At 71.7% G+C, this 24,560-nt stretch carries 22 protein-coding genes; 6 read left to right on the top strand and 16 right to left on the bottom strand.

The genetic code is table 11. The annotated features are described in order from the left end of the window. Positions 1-35 precede the first annotated feature (35 nt). On the bottom strand, positions 36-2,894 hold the full coding sequence (locus I5Q34_RS15870; RefSeq protein ID WP_199892987.1) for a UPF0182 family protein: 2,859 nt from the start codon (positions 2,892-2,894) through the stop codon (positions 36-38). A 144-nt stretch (positions 2,895-3,038) separates the two neighbouring features. Here I5Q34_RS15870 and I5Q34_RS15865 point away from each other — a divergent pair, with 144 nt between their 5' ends. Continuing rightward, a complete protein-coding gene (locus I5Q34_RS15865) occupies positions 3,039-3,632 on the top strand; it encodes a PPA1309 family protein (RefSeq protein ID WP_234428779.1) in 594 nt (197 codons plus the stop codon). Between the two features lie 69 nt (positions 3,633-3,701). On the opposite strand, the gene I5Q34_RS15860 is transcribed toward I5Q34_RS15865, so the two are convergent. From I5Q34_RS15860 to I5Q34_RS15845, 4 genes are all read right to left on the bottom strand, one after another. Then, positions 3,702-4,793: a PDZ domain-containing protein gene (locus I5Q34_RS15860; RefSeq protein ID WP_199892818.1), complete on the bottom strand. Its 1,092-nt coding sequence runs from the start codon at positions 4,791-4,793 to the stop codon at positions 3,702-3,704. An 80-nt stretch (positions 4,794-4,873) separates the two neighbouring features. After that, positions 4,874-5,080 (bottom strand): hypothetical protein, encoded by a 207-nt coding sequence (locus tag I5Q34_RS15855; protein ID WP_199892994.1) that lies wholly within the window; start codon positions 5,078-5,080, stop codon positions 4,874-4,876. Positions 5,081-5,260: 180 nt separating this feature from the next. Beyond that, entirely contained in the window at positions 5,261-5,695 is a 435-nt protein-coding gene (locus tag I5Q34_RS15850; protein ID WP_234428778.1) for a molybdenum cofactor biosynthesis protein MoaE, read from the bottom strand. Positions 5,696-5,870: 175 nt separating this feature from the next. Continuing rightward, positions 5,871-6,992, bottom strand: a complete 1,122-nt coding sequence (locus tag I5Q34_RS15845; protein ID WP_199892816.1) for an SDR family oxidoreductase — start codon at positions 6,990-6,992, stop codon at positions 5,871-5,873. 203 nt (positions 6,993-7,195) lie between these two features. Between I5Q34_RS15845 and I5Q34_RS15840 the strand changes: the two genes are divergently transcribed. Beyond that, positions 7,196-8,650, top strand: coding sequence for a zinc-dependent metalloprotease (locus tag I5Q34_RS15840; RefSeq protein WP_199892815.1), 1,455 nt, complete (start codon positions 7,196-7,198; stop codon positions 8,648-8,650). Then, positions 8,647-9,186 carry an NUDIX hydrolase gene (locus I5Q34_RS15835; protein WP_199892814.1) on the top strand — a complete coding sequence of 180 codons (540 nt, stop codon included), beginning with the start codon at positions 8,647-8,649 and terminating at the stop codon, positions 9,184-9,186. The genes I5Q34_RS15840 and I5Q34_RS15835 overlap by 4 nt, the downstream gene beginning before the upstream one ends. 7 nt (positions 9,187-9,193) lie before the next feature. Here the strand turns inward: I5Q34_RS15835 and I5Q34_RS15830 are convergent, their stop codons facing one another. From I5Q34_RS15830 to I5Q34_RS15810, 5 genes are all read right to left on the bottom strand, one after another. Next, the gene (locus I5Q34_RS15830; RefSeq protein ID WP_199892813.1) at positions 9,194-9,811 is read right to left on the bottom strand and encodes a M48 family metallopeptidase; all 618 of its coding nucleotides are present in this window, start codon (positions 9,809-9,811) and stop codon (positions 9,194-9,196) included. Between the two features lie 268 nt (positions 9,812-10,079). Then, the gene (locus tag I5Q34_RS15825; protein WP_199892812.1) at positions 10,080-11,999 is read right to left on the bottom strand and encodes a TniQ family protein; all 1,920 of its coding nucleotides are present in this window, start codon (positions 11,997-11,999) and stop codon (positions 10,080-10,082) included. Positions 12,000-12,002: 3 nt separating this feature from the next. After that, positions 12,003-13,292 carry a TniB family NTP-binding protein gene (locus I5Q34_RS15820; protein ID WP_199892811.1) on the bottom strand — a complete coding sequence of 430 codons (1,290 nt, stop codon included), beginning with the start codon at positions 13,290-13,292 and terminating at the stop codon, positions 12,003-12,005. Continuing rightward, on the bottom strand, positions 13,289-15,556 hold the full coding sequence (locus I5Q34_RS15815) for a transposase (RefSeq protein WP_199892810.1): 2,268 nt from the start codon (positions 15,554-15,556) through the stop codon (positions 13,289-13,291). Before I5Q34_RS15815 ends, I5Q34_RS15820 begins: the two co-directional genes overlap by 4 nt. Continuing rightward, entirely contained in the window at positions 15,556-16,392 is an 837-nt protein-coding gene (locus tag I5Q34_RS15810; RefSeq protein ID WP_199892985.1) for a TnsA-like heteromeric transposase endonuclease subunit, read from the bottom strand. The genes I5Q34_RS15815 and I5Q34_RS15810 overlap by 1 nt, the downstream gene beginning before the upstream one ends. A gap of 380 nt (positions 16,393-16,772) precedes the next feature. Here I5Q34_RS15810 and I5Q34_RS15805 point away from each other — a divergent pair, with 380 nt between their 5' ends. After that, a complete protein-coding gene (locus tag I5Q34_RS15805; protein WP_199892984.1) occupies positions 16,773-17,897 on the top strand; it encodes a ThiF family adenylyltransferase in 1,125 nt (374 codons plus the stop codon). Positions 17,898-17,938: 41 nt separating this feature from the next. Continuing rightward, a complete protein-coding gene (locus tag I5Q34_RS15800) occupies positions 17,939-19,315 on the top strand; it encodes an AarF/ABC1/UbiB kinase family protein (RefSeq protein WP_199892809.1) in 1,377 nt (458 codons plus the stop codon). Between the two features lie 40 nt (positions 19,316-19,355). Here the strand turns inward: I5Q34_RS15800 and I5Q34_RS15795 are convergent, their stop codons facing one another. From I5Q34_RS15795 to I5Q34_RS15775, 5 genes are all read right to left on the bottom strand, one after another. After that, on the bottom strand, positions 19,356-19,565 hold the full coding sequence (locus I5Q34_RS15795) for a hypothetical protein (protein ID WP_277965663.1): 210 nt from the start codon (positions 19,563-19,565) through the stop codon (positions 19,356-19,358). A 117-nt stretch (positions 19,566-19,682) separates the two neighbouring features. Beyond that, complete coding sequence (locus tag I5Q34_RS15790) at positions 19,683-19,985, bottom strand: hypothetical protein (protein ID WP_199892808.1); 303 nt, start codon at positions 19,983-19,985, stop codon at positions 19,683-19,685. Further along, positions 19,982-20,344, bottom strand: a complete 363-nt coding sequence (locus I5Q34_RS15785) for a WhiB family transcriptional regulator (RefSeq protein WP_199892807.1) — start codon at positions 20,342-20,344, stop codon at positions 19,982-19,984. The genes I5Q34_RS15790 and I5Q34_RS15785 overlap by 4 nt, the downstream gene beginning before the upstream one ends. Before the next feature lie 131 nt (positions 20,345-20,475). After that, complete coding sequence (locus tag I5Q34_RS15780; RefSeq protein WP_199892806.1) at positions 20,476-20,796, bottom strand: hypothetical protein; 321 nt, start codon at positions 20,794-20,796, stop codon at positions 20,476-20,478. A gap of 142 nt (positions 20,797-20,938) precedes the next feature. Continuing rightward, positions 20,939-23,179 carry an ATP-dependent DNA helicase UvrD2 gene (locus I5Q34_RS15775; protein ID WP_277965664.1) on the bottom strand — a complete coding sequence of 747 codons (2,241 nt, stop codon included), beginning with the start codon at positions 23,177-23,179 and terminating at the stop codon, positions 20,939-20,941. A 180-nt stretch (positions 23,180-23,359) separates the two neighbouring features. Between I5Q34_RS15775 and I5Q34_RS15770 the strand changes: the two genes are divergently transcribed. Next, a complete protein-coding gene (locus I5Q34_RS15770) occupies positions 23,360-23,605 on the top strand; it encodes a mycoredoxin (RefSeq protein WP_199892805.1) in 246 nt (81 codons plus the stop codon). A gap of 22 nt (positions 23,606-23,627) precedes the next feature. On the opposite strand, the gene nudC is transcribed toward I5Q34_RS15770, so the two are convergent. Beyond that, positions 23,628-24,557: an NAD(+) diphosphatase gene (gene nudC / locus I5Q34_RS15765; protein ID WP_199892804.1), complete on the bottom strand. Its 930-nt coding sequence runs from the start codon at positions 24,555-24,557 to the stop codon at positions 23,628-23,630. Between the last annotated feature and the right edge of the window lie 3 nt (positions 24,558-24,560).

Here is a 24,560-nt window from a genome sequence, read left to right as displayed (position 1 = left end):
TGGAACAACCGTACCACGGCGCGGGACGGGCGGGGTCAGCTCCCCGGTTTGCCCCCGTTCTTCTCCTCGGCCTGGGCCTCGGCCTTCGCCAGCCGGTCGAGGGCGTCCTTGAGGTCCTTCTGGGCCTTGCCGTACGCCTCCCAGTCCTGCTTCTCCAGCGCCTTCTGCCCCGCGCTGTAGGCGTCCTGAGCGTCCTTCACGGCCTGCTTCACCGTCGGGTTGCCGGCCGGTGGCTGCTTCGTCCCGTCCGGCGGCTGCTTGCCGCCCGGCTTCTGCTGCCCGCCGAACACCTCGTCCAGAGCCTCCCCGAGGGTGTCCTTGAACGCGATCTTCTCGCCGTAGGTGACGAACACCTTCTTCAGCAGCGGGTAATTGGTGCGCGCGCCGCGGACGTAGACCGGTTCCACGTACAGCAGGCCGCCGTTGACCGGAACGGTCAGCAGATTTCCGTACTCGATCTCCGAATCGCCGCCCCTGAGGAGTTTGATCTCGCTCGCGGCCGCCGGATCGCTGTTGAAACTGCTCTGTGCCTGCGACGGGCCCCAGATCGTGGCCTTGGGCTGGAGGATTCTGATCCGGCCGTACTCGTCGCTCCGCGCGTCGGCGTCGACGGCCATGAACGCGCCCAGGTTCAGGCGGTTCTTCGGCGTGAACGTCGTGGTCAGCGAGAACGTCTGCTTCCGCTGGTCCGGCATCTTCATGCTCAGGTAGTACGGGGGAACCGCGTTGCCCTTGTTGGTCGGGTCGTCCGGCACCTCCCAGCGCTGGCTGCCGGTGTAGAACGCCCCCGGGTCGGTGACGTGGTACCGGGCCAGCAGTTCGCGCTGCACCTTGAACAGGTCCTGCGGATAGCGCAGATGGTCCTTGAGCTTGGAGCCGATCTCGCTCTTGGGCTTCACCGTTCCCGGGAACGCCTTCATCCAGGTCTTGAGCACCGGGTCCTCGGTGTCCCACTGGTAGAGCTTGACGCTGCCGTCGTACGCGTCGACCGTCGCCTTCACCGAATTCCGGATGTAGTTGACCCGGTTCTGCTGGGCCACCACCGCGCGCTGGCCGGTGGTCAGCGAGTCGGCCGTGGTGTCGCCGAGGGTCGTGCGGGAGGCGTAGGGATAGCCGTTGGTCGTGGTGTAGGCGTCCACGATCCACTGGATGCGGCCGTCCACCACCGCCGGGTAGGCGTCGCTGTTGATCGTCAGCCAGGGGGCGACCGCCTCGACGCGGGCCTTGGGGGTCCGGTTGTAGAGGATCTTCGAACCCTCGCCGATGGCGCCCGAGTAGAGGATCTTGGGCTCGCCGAAGGCCACGGCGTACGCGGCGCGGTTGACCGGGTTCGACAGGTCGACCCCGCTCTTCCCCCCGTAGCTGTAGCTCTCCCTGCCCTCGTCGCCGGGCTTGTCCAGCTCCTTCTGCGGGCCGCCGACGATGGAGTACTGCGTGGTCTTCTCGCCGTAGTACACCCGCGGTTCGTACGGGCCCAGCACCTTGTCGTCCTGGAAGTCCGGGCCGCCGCCCTTGGGCACGGAGTCGCCCTTGGCGGTCACCGCCCCGTATCCGTGGGTGTACTTGAAGTGGTCGTTGATCCAGTTGCGCTCGGGGATGCCCTTGATGTTGAGCTCGCGCAGACCGATGACGGTGTCCTGGTCCTTCCCGTCGACCTTGTAGCGGTCGACGGCCAGGGTGGACGGGAACTGGTAGTACCCGCGGTCCTGGCGCTCCTGCTGGAAGGCGGGCGAGACGATGTTCGGGTCGAGCAGCCGCAGGCTGGCCGTGGAACTGGCCAGGTCGCGCAGCGCGTTCTTGTCCGTCGAGGCGTTGCCCTTGCCCGGGTAGGCGTCGTCGACCTTGGTCTTGTCGATGCCGTACGCCTCGCGGGTCGCCTTGATGTTCTTCGCGATGTACGGCGCTTCCTTGGTCTGCTCGTCGGGCGAGACCTGGAACTTCTGCACGATCGCCGGGTAGAGCCCGCCGATCAGGATCGCCGAGAGCACCATCAGGCCGAAGCCGATCACCGGCAGCTGCCAGGTGCGCCGCCACAGCGTCGCGAAGAAGAGCACCGCGCAGATCAGCGCGATGATGAACAGGATGGTCTTGGCCGGCAGATAGGCATGGGCGTCCACGTACCGCAGGCCCGTCCAGCCGTCCGTCGACTTCAGGCCGCTCGACTTGACCGCCAGCCCGTACCGGTCCAGCCAGTAGGCGACGGCCTTGAGCGTCACGAACAGGCCCAGGAGCACGGCGAGATGGCCCGTCGCGGCGGCGGTGGCCCGGTGGCCCGGGCTGGTGAGCCGGAGGCCCCCGTAGAGGTAGTGCACCAGGGCGGCGGCGATCAGCGACAGCACCGCGGCCGCGAAGCCGAAGCTCAACAGGAAGCGGTACCAGGGGAGATCGAAGGTGTAGAAGGAGATGTCCTTGTGGAACTGCGGGTCCTTCTGGTGGAAGGGGACCCCGTTGATCCACTGGAGCCAGGTGCGCCACTGGCCGGCCGCGGAGGCGCCGGCGACCAGGCCGACGAGCGCGGTGACCGCCAGCAGCACCCACTTCTTGTACGGCGCGATGCTCATCCGGTAGCGGTCCAGGGACTGCTGCTCCGCCGACATCGCGCTCAGCGGCGGCCGCAGCCGGTGCGCCAGCCAGATGTTCGTCCCCACCGCCAGGGCCATCAGCACGCCGAAGACGGCGAACAGGCCGATCTTGGTGCCGAGCGTGGTGGTGAAGACCGAGGAGTAGTGGACGGAGCGGTACCACAGCCAGTCCGTCCAGAATCCGGCGAACATGACGAAGAGCATGGCCAGCGCCGCCAGCACACCCAGGGTCGTCATCAGGGTCCGGACGCGGCGGGACGGCCGTCCGACTCTCATCCGCGGCCCTGTCGGGCCTCCGCCGCGGTCCGGCATCTGGAAAGCCAAGGTGCGCACCTCGAAGTTCGCTGTCAGTGGAGCTGTCGATCAGGCCCTGGCGATAGTAGGACCCACTGTGGCAACTTACCGAGGCTTTACTCGGTTCCCGATTTCGGCCCCGGTCAGGGCACGATATTGAGCATGTCCAGCAATGCCGGCTCCCCGAGCCACCCCGACCAGCCCGTTCCGGGCACGCCCCCCATGGCCGCCAGCCCGCTGACCCGCGCGGTGCTCGAGATCGACGAGTACGCCTCCGGGCTCGGCTGGGACCAGCCCGCCCGGCTCTTCGCCCTCGTCGACACCGCGAAGCTCCGCGCGCAGGCGCCCGCGCTCGCCGCGCAGCTCGGCCTCGAGGGGGCCCCCGGCTCCTCCGCCCCCTCCTACACCCCCATCGAGCAGGACAAGCTGCCCGCCGGCGCCGCCCTCGACAAGTTCCTCGGCACGGTCGCCTGGCCGGACTCCGTGGCGGGCTGCGCTCTCACCGTGGAGCGGCTGATGCTGCCGCCGTCGGCCGAGGGCTCGGTGCCGCACGGGATGAACGAGAAGCAGCTCGCCAAGTGGGTCGCCGGCCACCCGGACCGGCAGGAGGTCCGGATGACCGTCGCGGTGCTGCGCGACGGGGCCCGCGAGTCGGCCGTCCGGCTGCGCGAGAAGGATTCGCCGACCGAGGTGCTCACCGGCCCCGACCTGGTGCCGGGCCTGGCCGAGGCGCTCGCGGCCACCTTCGCCGACTGAGCCGGGACGGAGCCCGGGCCTCGGCCGGGGCCCGGGCCGGCCGCTCGGGGGCCGCGGTGCGCGCGGGCGTCACCTGCCCGTCGTGCACTGCGGCAGGCCGGCCGCGTCCCCCTTCCGGATCTTCTCCAGGGACTTCAGCGCGTCGCCTATCGTGTCGACCTTGACGAGGGTCAGCCCCTTCGGGATGTCCTTGGCGGCGGCCGCGCAGTTGTCCTTGGGGGTCAGGAAGTACTGCGCGCCCTTGTTCCGCGCGCCGACCGTCTTCATCTCGATGCCGCCGATCGGGCCGACCTTGCCGCTGTCGTCGATCGTGCCCGTGCCGGCGATGAACTTGCCGTCGGCGATGTTGTCCGGGGTCAGTTTGTCGACTATCCCGAGGGCGAACATCAGGCCCGCGCTCGGCCCGCCGACGTCGGCCAGCTTGATGTTGATCGAGAACGGGAAGGTGTGCGCCATCCCCGCCTGGATGCCCACGACGGCCCGCTTGTCGCCCGACGCCTCACGCGTCACCAGGGTGACGGTCTCCTCCTTCTTCGGCTGCCGCTTCTCCTTCTCCGCGGCGGCCGCCTCCTTGGCCGGGACGACCCGGAAGGCGACCTTCTCACCCGGCTTGTGCCGGGTGACCAGCTTGGCCACGTCGCCGGGCTGCTTGACCTCCGTGCCGTCCACGGACTTGATCACGTCGCCGGCGTGCAGCAGGCCCTCCGCCGGGCTGGCCTTGACCACGGACGAGACCACCACGCGGGTGCCGACCGGGATGTCCAGCTGCTTGAGCGCCGCCACCTTGGCGCTCTCCTGGGACTGGCTGAACTCCTCGGCGGTCTCCTGGTTCAGCTGGTCCGGGGTCTTGTCGTCGGGGTAGAGGGTGCTGTGCGGGACGACCAGCTTGTCGTGGTTCAGCCAGCCGTAGACCGCCTCGACCATGTTCATCCGGTACTGCGAGCCCGTCACCCGGACCGTCGTCATGTTGAGGTGACCGGTGGTCGGGTATGTCTTGCGCCCGGAGATCTGGAGCACGGGCTCTCCGCCGTGGTCCCCCAGGGTGTTCACCGTCGGGCCCGGCGACATCTCCGAGTAGGGCACGGGGATCAGCACGCCGGCGCAGAGCAGCGCGATCAGCATCAGCAGGGAGGCGAGCATCGTCGCAGTGCGGCGGGGCATGGAACGACAGTACGGGACAGGTCCGACAGTCCACTCCCGGGGCGGTCCGTACGGGGCGAAGTGCCTGGTCGGGGCGGGTGTCAGGCGGATCCGGTCCCGGAGTCCGAGCGCTCCATGGTCTCCGGGCGCCCGGTGGCCTCCCGGCGCTCCATGGCCTCGCGGAACTTCTCGTACCCCGCGAGCTCCGAGACATCGCCGGCCTTGCGGTTCCGGGCCGCCCAGCTCCCCCACAGAGCGGCGACCACGGCCGCGGCAACCGGAATCAGCAACCAAGCGAGCGCCGCCATAACGGCCTCCGACCCCTTACTCCTCGCGACTTACCGATGAGCACATTAATCGTCTGCCGTCTCAACGCTCACTTCAGGGACCTGGTTACGCAACCGGTGGCGGCCCGTTCCGGGCATGGCCACCGGCTAAACCCCCACCCGCCCTCCCGTCGCCCGGCCACCGCCCCCTCATCGACGGCGCTACGCGCCGACCCACTCCTCCGTCCCATCCGAGAACACCTGGTGCTTCCAGATCGGCACCTCGCTCTTGAGGTCGTCGATCAGCCGCCGGCAGGCCGCGAACGCCTCGGCCCGGTGCGGGCAGGACACCGCGACCACGACGGCGAGGTCCCCGACGGCCAGGTCCCCGACGCGGTGCACGGCGGCCAGCGCCCGCACCGGGAAGTCGGCGGCCACCGCCTCGGCGACCCGCCGCAGCTCACCCTCGGCCGACGGGTGCGCGGAGTAGCCGAGCCCGGCCACGTCCGCTCCCCCGTCGTGGTCGCGCACCGTGCCGACGAAGAGCGCGGTGCCACCGGCGGCGGGGTCGCCGACGGCAGCGAAGACCTCGTCCAGGGAGAGGGGGGTGTCGCGGATGGCGAGGAGGCGTATGGGGTGCTCGTTGGCGGCGGACATGCGGACCATGGTGCCGCACGGGGAGATGCGCCCCGGACCCTCCCCCAGAGGGGGCACCCCCACTTTCACCGTTTCTCGCCGCGCTCCGGGCGGTGCAACGCGGCTACGCCGCGTTTGAGGACTGGGGGTGCCCCCTCTGCGGAAACGGTGAAAGGGCGGGGCGGGGAGAGACCCCCTACCGCCGCCGCGCCTTCCGCGCCCGCCGCACCAGCGCCGCCGTGCCCAGCAGCGCCACCGTCGCCCCCGCCGCCCCCGCCGCGGTCGCGTCCTTCCTCCCGAGGCGCCGCCCGGCCACCGTGTGCCGCCCGGCGACCTCCTCCAGCAGCTCCGCCAGGACCTCCTCGTTGGTCCAGCGCGGCCGCCAGCCCGCGGCGTGCAGCCGGTGCCCGCTGACCACCCACGGGTGCATCGTGTACGCGAGGTCGCCAGCCGGGGAGGGGGTCAGACCCAGGCGGTGCAGCCGGGAGGCGGCGCCGAGCGCCACCGCCGAGGGCAGCTCCATGCGGCGGATCCCGCTGAGCTCCTCGACCTCCTCCTGCTCCAGCCAACCGTCGCAGCCGACCACCAGCTCGCCCTCGGCCTTCTCCAGGGCCGCGAACTCCAGCGCGCTCACCAGGTCCTCCACGTGGCAGAACTGCCACACGGGCCGGGAGCCGGCGACCACCAGCAGGCGGGGCGATTCGAAGTAGCGCGTCAGCGCGGTGTCCGTGCCGCCGACCAGCACCGCGGGCCGCAGCACCGTGACGTTCAGGCCGGGGTGCGCGCGGGGCGCCCGGCGGGCCAGCCGCTCGATCTCCAGCAGGTCGCCGACGCCGGTGGCCTCGGCGGTCGCCCGCAGCTCGGCGTCCTCGTCCAGCGGCACGTCGTTGTCCGGCTGCGCCCCGTAGACCATCGCCGAGGTGCACAGCACCACGCGGTGCACCCCGGCCGCGGCGGCGGCCGTCAGCACGGTCTGGGTGCCGCGCACGTTGTAGGCGGTGCGGGCGGCGGGGTCGGTCTCCAGATCGAGGTCGAGCGCGAGGTGGACGACGACGTCGGCGCCGCGCAGCTTCTCCGCGATCGCCGGGTCGCGCACGTCCAGCACGTGCCACTGCGCCTCGCTCACGTCACCGCGGCGCTCGTCGATCGCGAGGACGTGCTTGACCTCCTCGCACGCGGCGAGCCGCCGGGTGAGCAGCGCGCCGACGCCGCGGGCGGCACCGGTCACGGCGACCACGGGCCGTCGGCCGGGCAGGCTCGTACTGTCTCGCGCGGAACCGTTTCGCGCTGCGCGAACTTCTCGGTCGGGGGAACTCACCGGGCGTCTCCAGCGGTTGTCTTCAGTACGTATGCGTCATCACCTGTGTCATGACCCGTACGTACCAGGTGACGTCCATCCTGCCGCAGGCCCCGAGCCGGTGGAGCACCAAGCCCCGATACCGGGGAGGTGTCTACGCTGGGTGGTGTTGTCGGGCATTCGCCGCCGGCCCGAGCCGGCGGCCCTACGAGCCGAGGAAACCCGTGAGTGACACCCCATTCGGATTCGGTCTTCCGCCGGAGGAGCCGGAGGACGGCGACAACGGCAAGAAGAAGGGCGGTGACCAGGGTGGTGGCCAAGGGCCGGCGAACCCGTTCGGGTTCGGCCCGGGGGCGGGCGGCGGGGACAACCCTTTCGCCGCGCTGTTCGGCGGGGCCATGCCCGGTATGCCCGGAGCGGGCGGGATGAACCCCCAGGACCTGGGCGCCGCCTTCCAGCAGCTCGGCCAGATGCTCTCCTACGAGGGCGGCCCGGTGAACTGGGACATGGCCAAGGACATCGCCCGGCAGACCGTCGCGCAGGGCACCGCCGACGGGAGCAAGGACGCCAGCGTCACGGACGGCGAGCGGGCTGCCGTCCAGGAGGCCGTGCGCCTGGCCGACCTGTGGCTGGACGGCGTCACCTCGCTCCCCTCCGGCTCCGGCACGGCCGTGGCCTGGAGCCGCGCGGAGTGGGTCGAGGCGACCCTGCCGGTCTGGCGCGAGCTGGTGGACCCGGTCGCCGAGCGCGTCGGCTCGGCCATGGGCGACGTGCTGCCCGAGGAGATGCGGGCCATGGCCGGCCCGCTGCTCGGCATGATGCGCAGCATGGGCGGCGCCATGTTCGGCACCCAGATCGGCCAGGCCGTGGGCGTGCTGGCGGGCGAGGTCGTCGGCTCGACCGACATCGGCCTGCCGCTCGGCCCGGCGGGCAAGGCGGCGCTGCTGCCGGTCAACATCGCGGAGTTCGGCTCCGGCCTGGGCGTGCCCCAGGACGAGGTCCGCCTCTACCTGGCCCTGCGCGAGGCCGCCCACCAGCGGCTCTTCTCGCACGTGCCGTGGCTGCGCTCGCACCTGTTCGGCGCCGTCGAGGGCTACGCCCGGGGCATCAAGGTGGACACCTCCAAGCTGGAGGACGTGGTCGGCCAGCTCGACCCCACGCACCCCGAGCAGATGCAGGAGGCACTCCAGCAGGGCATGTTCCAGCCGGAGGACTCGCCGGAGCAGAAGGCGGCCCTGGCCCGGCTGGAGACCGCGCTGGCGCTGGTCGAGGGCTGGGTGGACGCGGTCGTGCACGCCGCCGCGGCCCCGCACCTGCCGTCCGCCGGGGCGCTGCGCGAGACGCTGCGCCGGCGCCGGGCGACCGGCGGCCCCGCCGAGCAGACCTTCGCGACGCTGATCGGCCTGGAGCTGCGTCCGCGCCGGCTGCGCGACGCCTCGCGGCTGTGGGCCTCCCTGACGGACGCGCGCGGTGCCGAGGGCCGCGACGCCCTCTGGGAGCACCCGGACATGCTGCCGACCGCCGCCGACCTGGACGACCCGGACGGCTTCGTCCACCGCGAGCACCTGGACTTCTCCGAGCTGGACAAGATGCTCGGCGAGGCGGCCGGAGGCACCGCCGGACCGGACCTGAAGAAGGACGACAAGAAGGACGAGTCCGGCGGCGAGGGCACCGAGTGAGCCTGCGCGCCGACGCGGAGCGGGTCCTCAAGGAGTGGTCCGCCCCGGAGGGCGACGCCCGGCAGGAGACCCTGCGGCTGGCCTACCTGGACCACCTGCGCGACCGTCCGGACGGCATGTGGAAGGCGTGCCGGGAGGGCCACGTCACGGCGAGCGCCCTGGTCGTGGACCCGGCCGCCGGGCGGGTGCTGCTCACCCTCCACCGCAAGCTGGAGATGTGGCTCCAGATGGGCGGGCACTGCGAGCCGGAGGACGCCACGCTGGCGGCGGCCGCCCTGCGCGAGGCGCGCGAGGAGTCGGGCATCGCCGAGGGGCTGACGCTGCTGCCGGGCGGTCCCGTCCGGCTGGACCGGCACCACACGCCGTGCGCCTGGCACCTGGACGTGCAGTACGCGGCGCTGGCCCCCGCCGGCTCGGAGGCGGCCATCAGCGACGAGTCGCTGGACCTGCGCTGGTTCGGCTACGACGAGGTGGCCTCGGTGGCCGACGAATCGGTGGTGCGCCTGGTGAGCAGGGTGCGCACGCTCCTGGGGTGACCCCGGGTCACTCGCTGCGGGCCGCCGGCAGGTACGGGAGCCGGTCGGCGGCGACCACACCTTCGAGGTACCCCCGCGCCCGCTCGGTGCGGGGGTACGCGTCCAGCAGCCGCCAGAAGGCGGGGCCGTGCCCGGGCACGAGCAGGTGCGCCAGCTCGTGGAGCAGCACGTAGTCGATGACGTACTCGGGCATGCCCTTCAGCCGGTGCGAGAGGCGGATGCTGCCCTCGGCGGGGGTGCACGAGCCCCAGCGGGTGTTCTGGTTGGTGACCCAGCGGACCGTGGCCGGCCGCGCCCGGCCGTCGAGGTACTGCCCGGAGAGGCGCCCGGCCCGCTCGGCGAGCTCGGCGTCCCCGAGTATCCGCTTGCTCTCCTGCGCCGCGAGCCGGTCGAGCATCACGCCCACCCAGCGCTTCTCCTCGGCGTCCGACATCCGGGCCGGGATGAGGACGACCGTGCGGTCGCCCTCGCGGTACGCGGAGACGGTCCTGCGGCGCCGCGCGCTCCTGCGGACCTCCACCGCGTCGGCCCCGGCCGCCGTCGGCGCCCTCTCGACGGACGGGCCGCCCGGGCTCGGGGCGCCGCGCGGTGTTCTGGGGGCACTGTGCAGGGGATCGACGGGCACGGGCCCGACGTTACCGGGTGGCGGCACCGGAAGTCCCGCGCCCGCCCGGTTGACGGCCGATCCCCATCGGGCACACCACTAGTACGACAATCACCCCCTGTCTGTGGACAACTCCGGGCAGCGACGATCGCGGCCGGGCATCCTGGGCGTTGTGACCGGGATTCATAGTTTGCGGATCTTGGTGTGTTTGGGGCAGGTGGAGGAGGTGATGGGGAGTGCAGTTTGCGGATCTTGGGGGCGATAGTTTGCGGATCTGTGTCCTGGGGGGTCACCGTGTGTGAGGTTCGGTGCCGGTGATCTGATCGGCGAGTGCGTCGAGGGTTTCGAGGAGGCCGGGGAAGGACACGTAGCGATTCCGCCGGTCCCAGCTCCAGAGGAGTGTCATCTGCGCTGAGGTGGCGGTCAGGCGCCGGTCGGGTGGAGACAGCGGCGGTTGGAAGACGGGTGCGAGGGAGTACTCGCTGCTGGTGACGCGGCTCCAGGCGTAAGCCGAAGCGGATTCGCGGGTTGCGGCGGTCGGTTTCCGGCTCGGCCGCCCGTGGCTGTATTGCTGGCGGAGCCGGTCCCAGGTCTGGTCGTCGAGGTGCCAGTCGGCGAACCGGGTGCGGCGGGCCCGGTAGTCGATCTTCTCCTGGCCCGCGATGTGCCGGGCGAGGTGTTCCAGGGTGTCCGGGAGATCGTGTCCTTTGAGGTCTCGCTGGGGGACGAGCGGTTGGAGCCGCAGGGGCTGTTCGGTGATCCAGGAGAGGGGGACGCCGAGGAACTCGGCGGCTTCCAGGAAGTTCATGCTGCTGAGGGCTTGGACCAGGTGGACGGGCAGGACCCTTCGGAGGTGGCGGCTTTCTGCAAGGCGGGGGTCGGTGTTTCCGAGGACGGCCGCGAGCCAGGAGCTGGGCAGGGTCTGTGGGATGTATTCGGCGTCGAGACCGAGGTCCTTGAGAGTGTGGGTCGGGGCGAAGAGTTTCCGGGCGGAGTTGGCCTTGGTGATCCGTTGTGTCGGGGCCCCCTGGCGGAGCCAGTCGGAGGGGAGCATGCGCCGGAAGACCTGGTCGATGTGGTGCCGGAACAAGGGAGAGGACTCGTAGGACAGCGTGCGCCAGGTCGTGTCCCAGCGGGGGTCCTGGCGTGTGGGCAGGTGTCGTAGCAAGTCGGGCAGGGTGTTGTGGGACGTGCTGGGGTCTTGTGCGAGCAGATGGTCGGCGGCGGCGAGAAGGGCTGCGGTGGCGACCGCGTCGCCGGGTGGTGTGGTCCAGGTCGGTGCGGTGGGAGGGGGCAGGGCCCTGTCCGTCTGCCGGGGGCTGCGACCGGCGTGCTGTGGCGGGGCGAGATGTGCTTCCAGGGCTGCCCGGGCTCCGGTGGGGGCGAGGTCTGCTGCGGCCGGCCAGCCCGCCTGGATCAGGGCGGTGGCAACTTGCAGGTCGGCGAATCGGCGGAACGCGTGCTCGGGCGGGGCATTGCTGACCAGGAGGTCCAGAAGTCTGCGTTGCAGGTCCGCCAGGTGCGGGGTGAGGGGGATGTCGGGTGGTTCGGCGCTGTCCAGCCGGTGACCGCAGACGCCGGGACGTACTGTCGAGGAACGGTCCTGGGGGTTGCGGCACTGAGCGGGGTGAAGCCCAGGGGTGCTGGGAAAAGGCAGCAGGGCCAGGTGGCCGGGCCGGCCGCCGAGTGCGGGGAGCCGGCAGTCCGGGCAGTGGTTGCGCAGGAACACCTGGTGATCGAGACAGGCGAAGGTGATGGCCAGTCGCCACTGCCGTTTCCAGGGGCCGCCGTGGCGGCGCTGGATGAGCGTGTCGTCTCCGGCGAGACAGGCGGGGCAGTAACGGGAGTAGGACATCAGCAGCCAGGGCGGGAACACCTTCCGGGGGCGGGGTGTGCTTCCCGGGCGGACCAGTGCCTGGGTGAGGGCCGGGTAACGGTCGGTGTAGGGACGCAGCGTCAGCGCGTCAGCGTCGACCGGCGCGAGGCGGGCCGACCGGGCGAAGGCGTGCAGCGGCCTGGACTCCAGCATCAGCAGGCAGGAGGCGGGGGCCTTTGCCGAGGGGGAGTCCGTGTTGACCAGACCGGCCCGCCAGGCAACTTGGCGGGGTGTCAGATCGAGACGGTGGGCCAGGCGGAGGAGGAACCCGGGCAGGCTCTCGTCGGGCAGCGGCTGAAGGCTCCTGGGCAGCGGGTCTGTGGTGACGTTCACGACTCAGCCCGTCCGGTCTTCGGCGGCGAGAGGACCGCGGTCGTCGAAGACGGTGTTGCGGGGCCGACGCTTCGCGCGGGACGGCCGACGGGAGGAGGGCGGTGTGGCGGGGAGGACCGGCTCGTCGGGGGCTTCGGTCATGTCGTCCCGCCGCAGGACGATCTCGTCCAGGAGGTCCTCGTCGAGTACTTCCCTGCCGCTGTCCATGGCTTCCTGGGCGCCGTCCTCGATGAGCCGCCCGAGCAGCCCGACGACGCCGCCGGTGCGGCGCATCAAGTACTCGGGCATGACCCCGTCGGTGAGCATGCCCTTCTTCGCGTTCAGCAGCCGAAGGTGGACCTCGATCCCCCGCAGGTGGTTGAGGAACGCTCGGATCTGGTCGTCGGTGATGTAGCGGAACCGGTCGAGCTCGACCAGTTCGAAACGGTGCTCGGTCTGGGTGACCTCCAGGCCGTGAATGCGGGTCGACTCCAGCTGCGGCATGACCCACTGGGCCGTCGCCTTGTCCCACTTCGCTTCGCGCAGCAGCCCCGTGGCGGGAATGTTGACGCCGGTGAGGATCAAGGTGACGTCCAGGCTCATGAAGGCGCGGATGAGGTCGAGGACGTCCTGGTCGTCCGCGCGGTGCATCCGCAGCCGGCTGATGTCGTCGAGAACGAGCACCTTGACGCCGTGATCCCGCAGCGAGTCGGCGACCAGGCGGACCAGCTCGGGAAGCGTCGCCGACCTGCGGAAATCAGCGCGGAAGAAGTTCAGGATCGACACGCAGGTGCTTTTGGGCGTCGCGGTGACCGGGGTGGAGACATAGACGACCGGCGCATGGAGATCCACGGTTCCCGCGACGGCGCCCGGGATCAGGAAATCGTGCAGCTGCAGCCACTGGTCCTCGAAAGCTGCGACGGCCGAACAGACGGTTGCGGTCTTGCCGTAATTGCCCCAGCCGCTGACCATGATCCCGGCCAGGGTCGGGTCGTCCTGCTTGAGGGTATTGCCGTTCAGCCGACGCCGGATGAGCCGGGTGACCTTCTCCTGCATCGGCGTCCGCTGCAGCGGCAAATTGACGTTCGTCATCCGGCGATAGAGGTCGTAGCCGGTGCGGCGGGCGGCCGGGACAGATCGCCACTGGCCCGGCGTCAGCAACGGCGGCGGGACGAGGCGTCCCCGGTTGGCGCGGTAATGCTGCCAGCCGGCGTAGGTGTCGCGGTGCGGGCGCCCCCGCAGGATCAACTCGGCGATCTCGGACTGTGAGGGCAGGCCGGCCAGCGGATCACCGGGGGACGGGGCCTGGCTCACGCGTTCTCCTCGAGGGACGGGGCGGATTCGTCGTCAGGGCCCAGCGGAAGAAGGAACAGGTGCTGGCGACGCAAGGAGTCCTCCAGCAGCGGCGGCGCGACCGGTTCGTCCCGGACCGCCCCCTCGCGCCGCCGGCGACGGTCGGAGTCGACAGCGGCGTCGATCGTGTGGGCCTGCTCGGCCCATGGCCCCGGCATCCGGGCGGGCAGCGGCGAAGGGCCTGCGCGATCCGCGGCGGCGGCCTGCGCGTGGGTGTCCTCGCGGGCGCGGGCGACCCGCCGCTTCTTCTCGGCCTTCTTCTTCGCCTGCGTGGGCCATTGGTCGACCGGGGTGACCGAGTTCAGGATGTCCAGCAGGGCCGGCAGGAGTTCCTCATCGGAACGGGCGGCGATCTTGTTCGCTCTCACGTGCTCGAGGAGAGCGTCGGCGCTCTTGTCCGAGAACGCCGGGACCTCTCCTTCGGGCGGAAGGCCCCGCCAGCGCAGGACATGCCACTTCTCGTGGTCGGCCAGATCCTGCAAGAACACCTGCCGCCGGTCCCGGCGGTCACTGCGGACCACCCACTTGCCGGCGTGCCGGCCGCCCCGGTCCGAGGGCTGCCAGAACCGCGGATCGTCCAGGACGTCGTCGTGATACCAAAGGCCGAGGATCTTCACCCCGCGACGGGGATGGACCTTGACGTGGTGCTTGCGCAGGAGCCGGTAATAGAGGCTCGGCTCGGGGAAGTCCAGGTCGAAGCCGCCCTGCTGCATGGCCGCCGCGAACAAAGTGTTCGGGCTGTGGCCCTCACCCGGTGCCCAACTCGGCCCGTATTCACCTAGTTTGCGGTTCTGCCAGATCTGGACGATCCAGGTCGCGATGACGTGCTCGGCCTGGGCAAGGGTCAGACTCGCGTCGCGTTCCGGGTCGGCCCCGCGGTCGGCGGTGTCGGTGCCGGTGAACCCCAGCAGATGCTCGAGCAGCATCGTTTTGATCGTGGAGAACTGCCGCTCGACCGCGAACTTGTCCGTCTGCCGCAGAATCCGGGCAGGCAGGATGTTGCAGCCGAGCTCCCTCTCGGCCTCCACCAGGTCATGGTTCTTGTAGGGGCCGCCGTGATCGGTGGTGACCGTCTCCGGCGCGAAGAACGGCAGGGCCGCGACCCGGTGGCCGGTGAACTCGGCGATGACGTCGGCCGGGACGCCCGCGTAGGGCCACTCCATCTCCTCGCCCCAGCCCTCCCGCATGGGCAGCGGCAGCATCACGTCCCGCAGCAGCATCGCGACGTCGACGGAGGTGTCGGACTGCAGCGTGAGCCGGAAGGCCGGCAGCCCGTGCGTGTAGAGATCCAGGGCCAGGGTGAGCGTCGCGGTGACCGCCTCGCCGAAGACGGTCTCCCGCAGTTTGACCGGCAGCGGAGTCGAGTCCAGCGCGAGAACCTGACCGGGCCGGTGAACCACCACCCGGCCCGAGACGCCGGCCTCCGCGGCGTCGTCCGCCGTCCGCTGGTAACGCGGCCGGGCCCCGCCGGACCCGAACCACTCCTCCCAGACCACCGCCAGCGTGTAGCGGGAGGGGATCTTCTCGGTGGGGAAATCCGGGAAACGCTCGCGGACATACTGGTGCATCAACCGGTGCCTGGCCGCCATCGTGATCCGGGCCCGCTCTCTGCACTCCTCCTTCACCGCGAAGATCGCCTCACGGATCTCCGCGGTGATACTCCGGTGACCTGATCGCCGACGGGTCCACCGCCCGTCCGCGCAAGCCAGCAACAGGCTCTCCCCGGACAGCTTCGTCAGCGTCTCCAGGGTGCGGACCCCCAGTCCCTTCAGCCCGAGCAGAGCCGCTTCCTGCGCGGGAATCGCCTTCACCTCGGCGGCCTTCGCGTGCCGCCGCGCGGTCAGCGTCGTCAGATCGGGGTCGTAGGCAGGCCGCGGCTCGCCCGGCGCCGCCCGGGCCGGATGCCCGCCCCGGAAGCCGGTCGCCGTCTCCAGCACATGCTCGGCCCGGACCCGGGCCCGCTTCAGCTGGTTCGACGTCAGATCCGCCAGCGACCTCGGCTGACGGGACGATCCCGGACGGGGCACTTCCTCCGCATCCCGCAGTGCCCGCAGGTCAGGATGATTGATCAGCCATCGGAACGAGCGGACCTCGACCCGGCCGGTCCCGTCGGCCAGCACCAGCCTGCCGGCATGGGCCTCGACGGACTCGATCGTCCACTCGACCCCGTTGAGCGCGATCCGCCGGCCCGGCGACACCTGCAGCAGCCCCTTCGAAGACGCCATCACACCCGCCTCCGCGAACCGGTCGTCGCCCAGACCAGCGAGCTGTCGAGCAGCGGTCTGCCCAGATCGACTCCCAACTCGCGCCGCCAGAGCAGCCGGACGATATGGGCGCGGGCAACCGCCGGCAGGCTCGTCGCCTCCGCCAGCTCGCCGAACGCAAGGACCCCGCCCCCGACCGCGGCGAGCACCTGATCCCTCATGCCCAGCAAGTCTCTTGCCGGCCGCCGCCGCGACGACAGATGATCCAGCACGCTGAAAACGTGCGGGCGCCAGCCGGAAACCACCGAATACCGCCAGCCGCAGGCAGCAGCCGTCTCCCGGGAGGCCGCGAACTTCAGCGCGTCGCTCGCCTTGATCAAATGCGCCGGACGGACATCCAGCAACCACATCCCGCCGTCGACCACGGCCAGGAAATCCGGAACGTGCCAGCTCTTCCCGTCCGCGTGCTCGAAGTCCAGGCGGAACGGCTGGGACAGCACCTCCGACGCCCCGAGGAAGTCCAGCGCGACCAGCAGACGTGATTCCGCGATCGATTCGAAGCCATGAGCCCGGCCGGTCGACACCATGTACTCCAGCCCCGGGTGATGCCGCTGGGCGCGCTGCCACGTGAACCCGCGGGTCGGTCGGGACGACCGCACGGGAACACCGGCCATGTCACGCACCGGCCAGCTGACCTCACCGCCGCCGACCTTCCACGTCGTACTCCACCGGCGCAGCCACTCCTCCCCGAGCCGGAGCAGACCCCGGGCTTCTCCCACGTCCCCCTCGTACCGGGTGACCAGCTCCTCCAGCTGGCACACGTCCGACGCGATCACCGCCTCCGCCGCTGCTTCCACGTACCCAGACCAGCAGAAACGGCCCCCGGAGAAGATGCGATCTTCGAACTTGATCACAACGCAGCGTCACCCGATCAAGATCCGCAACGTGTCGACCCCGTTCGCAAACTACGAATCCCGGTCACAGGCGTGCCGACCCGCAGGGCACCGGGCCCTGCCGGGGGCGACGGCGCGGTGCGCCGGGCCGACGAGGGGGAGTCATGGGGAGCGGACGTACGTGCGGGGCGACGGTGGCCGTGGCGGAGGACGGGGCGCCGCCGCGGGGGCCCGAGCCGTCCGTGTGCCAGGAGTCCGCCGGGGGCGGGGCGCCCGCGCGGGCGAGCAGGGGCTCGGCGCCCCGGGACGGCGGCTGGGAAGCCGGTGGCGGGCCCGCGCATCCGATGGTCAAGCCGGCGCTGCGGCGGGCCTGGCGCAGCCGGGACACCCTGCAGCTGGGAATGACGGGCGCGCACGCGTCGGTGATCGGCCCGGTGGACACGGCGACCGCGTCGTTCCTCGCCCTGCTCGACGGCACGCGGAGCCTGCCGCTGCTGCGGGCGGAAGCCACCGCGCTGGACCTCCCGGAGGGCCGGGCGGATGCGCTGGTGGAGCGCCTGGCACGGGCGGGCCTGCTCGACGACGCGCGCGGGGCCGGTGCGGCCGGGGACGCCCTGCGCGGCCGGGGCGGCGCCTCCCTGGAGCGGCTGCGGCCGGATCTGGCATCCCTCTCGGTGCTGCATCCCGAACCGGGCGCGGCGATGCGGCTGATGGCCGCGCGGCAGGAGGCCCGGGTGCGGGTCCGGGGCGCGGGCCGGGTGGGGGCGGCCGTCGCCGCGCTGCTGTCGGCCTCGGGGGTGGGGCGGGTGGACGTCGTGGACGGCGGCTGTGTCGAACCGTGGGATGTGAGCCCATGTGGGATGGACGCGCGGCGGACGGGCGAGCGGCGGGACGTGGCGGCCCGCCGGGTGGTGCGCGAGGCGGCGCCGCTGCCCGTGCCCCGGTCCCGGGCCGGCCGCCCCGAGCCTTCGCCGGCGCTGACGGTGTGCGTCCCGCGGGACGGGGTGGCGGTCTGGTCACCGGACCCGGCGGAGGCCCGGGAGTTGGTGTCGTCGGGGACGCCCCACCTGTACGCGGGGGTGGCCGAGGCGACGGGCGTGGTGGGCCCGCTGGTCCTGCCCGGCCGGTCGGCCTGCGCGGGATGCCTGGACCTGGACCGGGCCGAACGGGACGCGGCATGGCCCCGGATGCTCGCCCAGTGGAAGTCCGGCCGACGTGCGGGGGTACCGTCTTGCGACATGGCACTGGCCACGGTCGTGGCGGGGCTGACCGTGTCGTGGGCGCTGGCGTTCCTCGACGGTGGGTCCACGGCGGGTGCGGGGCACCGCCTGGAGCTGGCACTGCCGGGTCCGGGATGGTCCTCGCGCCCCGTCGAGCCGCACGCGCGGTGCCCGTGCGGTGCGGCGCGTCTTCCGGAGGAGGGGCGTGACCGGGCCGCGGGGGCTCCGCACGGGACAATGCACGGGTGACCGCCGTCGCGGCCTGGCTGCACAGCTAGTTGGAGGGGCGCATGTCTGATCTACCGCGCAAGGCGGTCGCTCGTACCGCCAAATTGGCCGCGCTGCCGTTGGGGTTCGCCGGGCGCACCGCGCTGGGGCTGGGCAAACGGATCGGCGGCCGGCCGGCGGAGAAGATCGCCGCCGAGTTGCAGCAGCGCACGGCGGAGCAGCTGTTCGCGACGCTCGGTCAGCTCAAGGGCGGTGCGATGAAGCTCGGACAGGCCCTGTCCGTCTTCGAGTCGGCGCTCCCGGAGCAGGTCGCGGGCCCTTACCGGGCGGCGCTCACCAAGCTCCAGGAGGCGGCGCCGCCGATGCCGGTGAAGTCGGTGCACGCGGCGCTGGCGGAGCGGCTGGGGGCGGACTGGCGGGATCTCTTCGAGGAGTTCGACGACAAGCCGGCCGCCGCGGCCTCGATCGGGCAGGTGCACCGGGCCGTCTGGCACGACGGGCGCGAGGTCGCGGTCAAGGTGCAGTACCCCGGGGCCGGGGAGGCACTGCTGTCCGATCTCACCCAACTCGGCCGTTTCGCACGGCTGCTGGGGCCGCTCATCCCCGGGATGGATCTCAAGCCCCTCATCGCCGAGCTGCGGGACCGGGTGTCCGAGGAGCTGGACTACGGGCTGGAGGCGAGCGCCCAGATCGCCCACGCCGAGGAGTTCGCCGGGGACGCCGACGTCATGGTGCCGGCTGTGGTGCACCACAGCGATCAAGTGCTGGTGACGGAGTGGCTGGAGGGGGTGCCGTTGTCCGAAGTGATAACGGACGGCACCCAGGAGCAGCGGGACCGGGCAGGTCAGTTGCTGGCCCGCTTCCTGTTCTCGGGCACCGCCCGCACCGGGCTGCTGCACGCCGACCCACACCCGGGCAACTTCCGTCTGGTGACCGGCGCCCACCCCGACGGCCCACCGGAGAAATGGCGGCTGGGCGTGCTGGACTTCGGCACGGTGGACCGGCTGCCGCAGGGGCTGCCGGCCGAGATCGGGACGGCACTGCGGCTGACGCTGGAGGGCGAGGCGGAGGCGGTCCACGAGCTGCTGTGCGACGAGGGGTTCGTCAAACCGGAGATCGAGCTCGACCCGGGGGCGGTGCTCGACTATCTCCTGCCCATCATCGAGCCCGCCCAGGTGGAGGAGTTCACCTTCACCCGCGACTGGATGCGCTCCCAGGCCACACGGATCGCCGACCCCCGCTCCCCCGCGTACCAGCTCGCCCGTCAGCTCAACCTGCCCCCGGCGTACTTGCTCATCCACCGGGTGACCACGAGCACCATAGGGGTGCTCTGTCAGCTGGGTGCGACGGTACGGCTGCGTGACGAGATGGAGGCGTGGGTCCCGGGCTTCGCGGCCGGCAGACCCGCCGAGGACTGCGGTCAGGGGACACCCGCCTGAGGAGGTGGGGCGGGCCCGCCGGGGCGCGGGCCCGTTCCGCTCACCACCAGGAGGAGTCGAGGCGGCCCTCGATCGCTCTGATGTTGGCGCGGGCGCAGTCGTCACAGAAGTAGTGGCGGCCGCCGTTCTCCACGGAGCAGGTCCAGGTCGGCGGGAAGCCGTCGGCGGTGGTTCCGCAACGGGCACACGTGAGGGTGGTGCCGGTGGCCTCAGGGTCCAACTGCGCTGAATCAGGCGTCTTCTGGTCCACTCCCAGACGATATCCCCGTGAACGGTTCGTGAGGGTTCAACGCACCCGAACGCACCGGGGGCCGGTCCTTTCGGACCGACCCCCGGTTCACCAAGTCGCGTTCGGCCGACGGAGCGGCTAGTGCATCACTGCCATGGCCAAGGCTCGTCGGGCACGCAGCGAGGCCCGCTCGGCGCGGCGCTGCACGCGCCGGGCCGCCGCGAGCCGGAGGGCCCTGCCGTCGTGCATATGGGCTCGGGCCAGGACTTCTGGGATGAGTTGCATTTCGAGGTTCCTGTTCTGACGCGAGGTGATCGCGCCGGAGGTGGTGCGGGCGGGAAGGGCGGAGCCGGAGGGCTCGGGGGACGCGTGGTGCATCGTCGGTTCCTGCTTCGTGGGGTCGTGCGCGAGGGGGAGGTCGATCGTGCCGGGGAGACTCATGCGGCGACCGGGTTCTTGCGCGGGCGGCCACGGGGGCGCTTGCGGGCCACGACGACGCCCTGGACGAAGAGCTCGCCGCCCCAGACGCCCCACGGCTCGCGGCGGTCCTTGGCGCCGGCGAGGCAGGCCTCGCGCAGCGGGCAGGTCTGGCAGAGCGACTTGGCGTACTCCACGTCCGCCGGCGACTCGGCGAAGAAGACCTCCGGGTCGTAGCTGCGGCAGGGGACCGGGGTGCCCAGGTTCTCGATCGCGTCGTCGAGGTCGGTGAGCGCGGTCAGGGGGGTCAAGGTGTCCTCCGTGGGGACGGGCGGGGGGATCAGGTCGGTGGCTACTGACGGGGTGTGTGCCTTGATCTGCACGGTTTGGTGTTCCTCGTCTGTTGTTCCGGCTGGTGGCCGGGCTGGTTTCCCCTGGCTGGGGGGCAAGCAAAAGGGCCGCGGATCCCGGTGTGGGTTCCGCGGCCCTGGAAGGTGCCGACCTGATCTGCCGATCAGGCTGGATCTCTCCAGGGTTCGAGCCCACGGAAGGCCCACATCGTGTGGTGCTGGTACTGCTTCGTCCGGGATTCGGCGCCGTTGGTCTCCGTCGCAAAGGCACGGAACTGTGCCATTGCTGCCGTTGCCGCAAGCGCCTTGGTCGGTCGCTCATTGCCCAGGGCCGACGTGGTGGCCGGGAGGGCGACGAAGGACAGACCGGTGCCGTTGACGGAACCGAGACCGGAGGCGAGGGCGACACCGGATACGGCGCCGAGCGGACGCGTGGCGAAGACCGGGCGATCGGTCATTTTGTTGCTGGGGATGAAGCTGATCATTGGTCTCGCCTCCTCTCGGCGTCTCGGGACGGACGGAGTCCGTCGAATCTTCGGTTCAGTGCACCACGGAACCAGCGGATCCCGTGAGGATCCGTTGTTTCCCTGCTCGGAAGGCTATGGGTATGCCCTCCGCGCGCGCAAACTATTTTTCCGGAGAGATTTCCGAGCCCTCGCACGACCCCGGCTCGCGGCCGGCGCACAGCGCCAGGACATCGGCTCCGAACGTGCCGAGCTTGCGCCTTCCCACTCCTGAGATGACGGAAAGCTCCGCCTCGGTTCCCGGGACGGCCTCGGCGATCGCCAGGAGCGTCTTGTCGGTGAAGACGCAGAAGGCTGGCTGGCCGAGCCGCTCGGCCTGCTCGGCGCGCCAGTCCAGCAGCCGCTCGTGGAGACCCTCGTCCAGCTCGCTGGGGCAGTCCTCGCAGCGCAGCAGCTTGATCTCCCCCGCGTCGGTCAGGGTGCGCCCGCAGACGCGGCACCGCACCGGTCTGCGCCGCGCCCGGGGGGCGGGGCCGCTGCCGGCGGAGCGGCCGCCGGAGCCGTACGCGCCCGACCCGTACGAGACGTGGCCCAGTGCGCCCGTCGCCTCCGCGGCGCCCGGGCGGGGCGCCGCGGAACCCGGGCGCAGGCCGGACAGGAAGCGGCTGGGGCGGCGGGAGGGGCGCCCGCCGGGCGCCCGGGAGAGCGCCCACGACAGGGTCAGGTGGCGGCGGGCCCGGGTGACACCGACATAGAGCAGGCGGCGCTCCTCCTCGATCTGCTCGTCCGTCTTCGCGTAGGTGATCGGCAGCATGCCCTCGGTGAGGCCGACCAGGAAGACGGCGTCCCACTCCAGGCCCTTGGCGGCGTGCAGTGAGGCGAGCGTCACACCCTCGACGGCGGGGGCGTGCTGCGCCTCGGCCCGCTCCTGCAGCTCGGTGACGAGGTCGGCGAGCGTGGCGCCGGGGCGGGAGCGGGCGAAGTCCTCGGCGAGGCGCACCAGGGCGGCCAGGGACTCCCAGCGGTCGCGGACCGCGCCCGAGCCGGCGGGCGGCTCGGGCGTCCAGCCCCGGGTGGAGAAGACGGCCCGGACCTGGCCGGCCAGGTCCTCGGCGGCGGCCAGCCGGGGGTCGGTGCCGGTCGCCGCCCGGGCGGCGCCGCGCAGCAGCAACTGGGCCTCGCGGACCTCGGGGCGCTCGAAGAACCGCTCGGCCCCGCGCAGCTGGTAGGGCACGCCCACGTCGGCGAGGGCCTGCTCGTAGCCCTCGGACTGGGCGTTGATGCGGTAGAGGACGGCGATCCCGCCGGCGGGCACGCCGGAGGCGATCAGGTCGCGGACGCGCCGGGCGACGCCCTCGGCCTCGGCCGGCTCGTCGGCGAACTCCGCGTAGGCCGGCTCCGGGCCGCTCTCCCGCTGGGAGACCAGCTCCAGGCGGTGGTCGGCGGCCCGGCCGCGGGCCTGGGCGAGGAGCTCGTTGGCCAGGCGCACCACCTGGGGGGTGGAGCGGTAGTCGCGGACGAGCCGGACGACGGTGGCGTTGGGGTGGCGGGTGCGGAAGTCCAGCAGGTGGTCGGGGGTGGCGCCGGTGAAGGAGTAGATCGTCTGGCTGGCGTCGCCGACCACGCAGAGGCTGTCCCGCTCCCCCAGCCAGAGGTCGAGGAGGCGTTGCTGGAGGGGGCTGACGTCCTGGTACTCGTCGACCACGAAGTGCTGGTACTGGCGGCGGACGGTCTCGGCGATGTCGTGGCGGTCCTGGAGGACGCCGACGGTGAGCAGCAGGACGTCCTCGAAGTCGATCACTCCGCGCTCGCGTTTGAGCTGCTCGTAGATGCCGTAGATCTTCGCGATCTCGGCGGGGTCGCGGGGGGCGTCACGGGAGCAGCGGGCGACGGCCACCGGGTACTCCTCGGGGACGGTCTGGGTGACCTTGGCCCACTCGATCTCGCCGGTGGTGTCGCGCAGCTCATTGCGGTCGAGGCGGACCCGGCAGCGGGCCGCGGCCTCGGCGACCAGCTGGGCCTTCCGCTCGACGAGCCGGGGCAGCTCGCCGCCGACGGCCTTGGGCCAGAAGTACTGCAGCTGGCGCAGGGCGGCGGAGTGGAAGGTGCGCGCCTGGACGCCGGCGGCGCCCAGCTGGCGCAGCCGGCCGCGCATCTCGCCCGCCGCGCGGTTGGTGAAGGTGACGGCGAGCACACTGGCGGGCTGGAGCACGCCGGAGCGGACCCCGTAGGCGATCCGGTGGGTGATGGCGCGGGTCTTGCCCGTGCCCGCGCCGGCCAGCACGCACACCGGCCCGCCGAGCGCCGTGGCCACCGCGCGCTGCTCGGGGTCGAGCCCGTCGAGCACGGCGTCGGCGGTCTCCGGCACCTGGGGGAAGAGGGTGGAGTGCGTTGCTGGTGTCACCCCGCCATGCTGCCAGGTTCCAGGAGGCGACCGGGACGGTTGTCCACAGGCGGGGCTCCGCAGTCGTACTTATGCTGGCCGGGACCTTTCCGGGAATGGCCGAGGATGGTCGCACGTTCTACCACCGGAGCACCGCTCCCCCACCCGGAAACACCCCCGCACGACCTCCAAGGAGTCCCGATGTCCGCCGTGACGATGTACAGCACCACCTGGTGCGGCTACTGCATCCGCCTCAAGCGCCAGATGGAGCGGGAGGGCATCGAGTACACCGAGGTGAACATCGAGCACGACCCCGAGGCCGCCGCCCTGGTGGAGAAGGCCAACGGGGGCGACCAGACGGTGCCGACCCTGCTGTTCGCGGACGGTTCCACGCTCACCAACCCCTCCCTCGCCCAGGTCAAGGCCAAGATCGGGGTCGGCGTCTGACCGCCGGCTTACGGCGACCCGCCTACGGCAGGGGCTCGCCGTACCAGAGCTCGACCAGCCGGGCCGCGATCGAGATTCCGGTGGGAGGCAGTACCTCCCCGGACTTGAACGCGGCCCGCAGCTCTTCCCGGGAGAACCAGCGCGCCTCGTGGATCTCCTCGCCGTCCACCTGGATCTCGGAGGAGACGGCCCGCGCCCGGAAGCCCAGCATCAGGCTGGACGGGAAGGGCCAGGGCTGGCTGGCGACGTACTCCACCTCGCCCACCACCACGCCGGCCTCCTCGGCGACCTCGCGCCGCACCGCCTGCTCGATGGACTCGCCCGGCTCGACGAAGCCGGCGAGCGTGGAGAAGCGGCCCTCCGGCCAGTGCATCTGGCGGCCCAGCAGGGCGCGGTCCTGCTCGTCGGTGACCAGCATGATCACGGCGGGGTCGGTGCGCGGGTAGTGCTCGGCGCCGCAGGCCGGGCAGCGGCGGATGTGGCCGGCGGCGGCGATGACGGTGCGCTCGCCGCAGCGCGAGCAGAAGCGGTGCAGCCGCTGCCAGTTCTCCAGGGCCACCGCGTGCACCAGCAGGCCGGCGTCACGCGGCGACAGCAGCAGGCCCGCCTCGCGCAGCCCGGCCGGGCGCGCCGACTGGTCCATGCGGCCGGGCAGGCTGTCCTTCTGGAGCGCGAAGTAGGCCACCCCGTCCTCGTCCTGGCCGAGGAAGTAGCGGTGCGTCTCGGTGACGGGGGCCTCGAACGCCGGCGTCATCACCAGCTCCGTGCGGCCGTCGGGGGCGTCGTCGATCAGCGCCTGCCCCCCGGAGACCACGAAGACCCGGGTCGAGGGGTGGCTCCAGGCCGCCGCCAGCCACGCCTCGTCCAGGCGGTGGTGCGCGGCGCGGTCGATGCCGCTCGCGCCGCTGAGCGTGATGGGACGGTCGGCCGGGAATGCGGTCCAGGTGGTCACGGC

Source organism: Streptomyces sp. AV19, assembly GCF_015999245.1.
Lineage (GTDB): Bacteria > Actinomycetota > Actinomycetes > Streptomycetales > Streptomycetaceae > Streptomyces.
Note: the sequence above shows the minus strand (reverse complement) of the source record. Positions and strands in the feature narration are given on the sequence as shown.

Coding starts and splice junctions, on each gene's coding strand:
- I5Q34_RS15850 (WP_234428778.1), bottom strand. CDS start 5,695: ATGTCCGCCGCCAACGAGCACCCCATACGCCTCCTCGCCATCCGCGAC.
- I5Q34_RS15855 (WP_199892994.1), bottom strand. CDS start 5,080: ATGGCGGCGCTCGCTTGGTTGCTGATTCCGGTTGCCGCGGCCGTGGTC.
- I5Q34_RS15865 (WP_234428779.1), top strand. CDS start 3,039: ATGTCCAGCAATGCCGGCTCCCCGAGCCACCCCGACCAGCCCGTTCCG.
- I5Q34_RS15815 (WP_199892810.1), bottom strand. CDS start 15,556: ATGGCGTCTTCGAAGGGGCTGCTGCAGGTGTCGCCGGGCCGGCGGATC.
- I5Q34_RS15770 (WP_199892805.1), top strand. CDS start 23,360: ATGTCCGCCGTGACGATGTACAGCACCACCTGGTGCGGCTACTGCATC.
- I5Q34_RS15805 (WP_199892984.1), top strand. CDS start 16,773: ATGGTCAAGCCGGCGCTGCGGCGGGCCTGGCGCAGCCGGGACACCCTG.
- I5Q34_RS15800 (WP_199892809.1), top strand. CDS start 17,939: ATGTCTGATCTACCGCGCAAGGCGGTCGCTCGTACCGCCAAATTGGCC.
- I5Q34_RS15870 (WP_199892987.1), bottom strand. CDS start 2,894: ATGCCGGACCGCGGCGGAGGCCCGACAGGGCCGCGGATGAGAGTCGGA.
- I5Q34_RS15780 (WP_199892806.1), bottom strand. CDS start 20,796: ATGATCAGCTTCATCCCCAGCAACAAAATGACCGATCGCCCGGTCTTC.
- I5Q34_RS15790 (WP_199892808.1), bottom strand. CDS start 19,985: ATGAGTCTCCCCGGCACGATCGACCTCCCCCTCGCGCACGACCCCACG.
- I5Q34_RS15860 (WP_199892818.1), bottom strand. CDS start 4,793: ATGCCCCGCCGCACTGCGACGATGCTCGCCTCCCTGCTGATGCTGATC.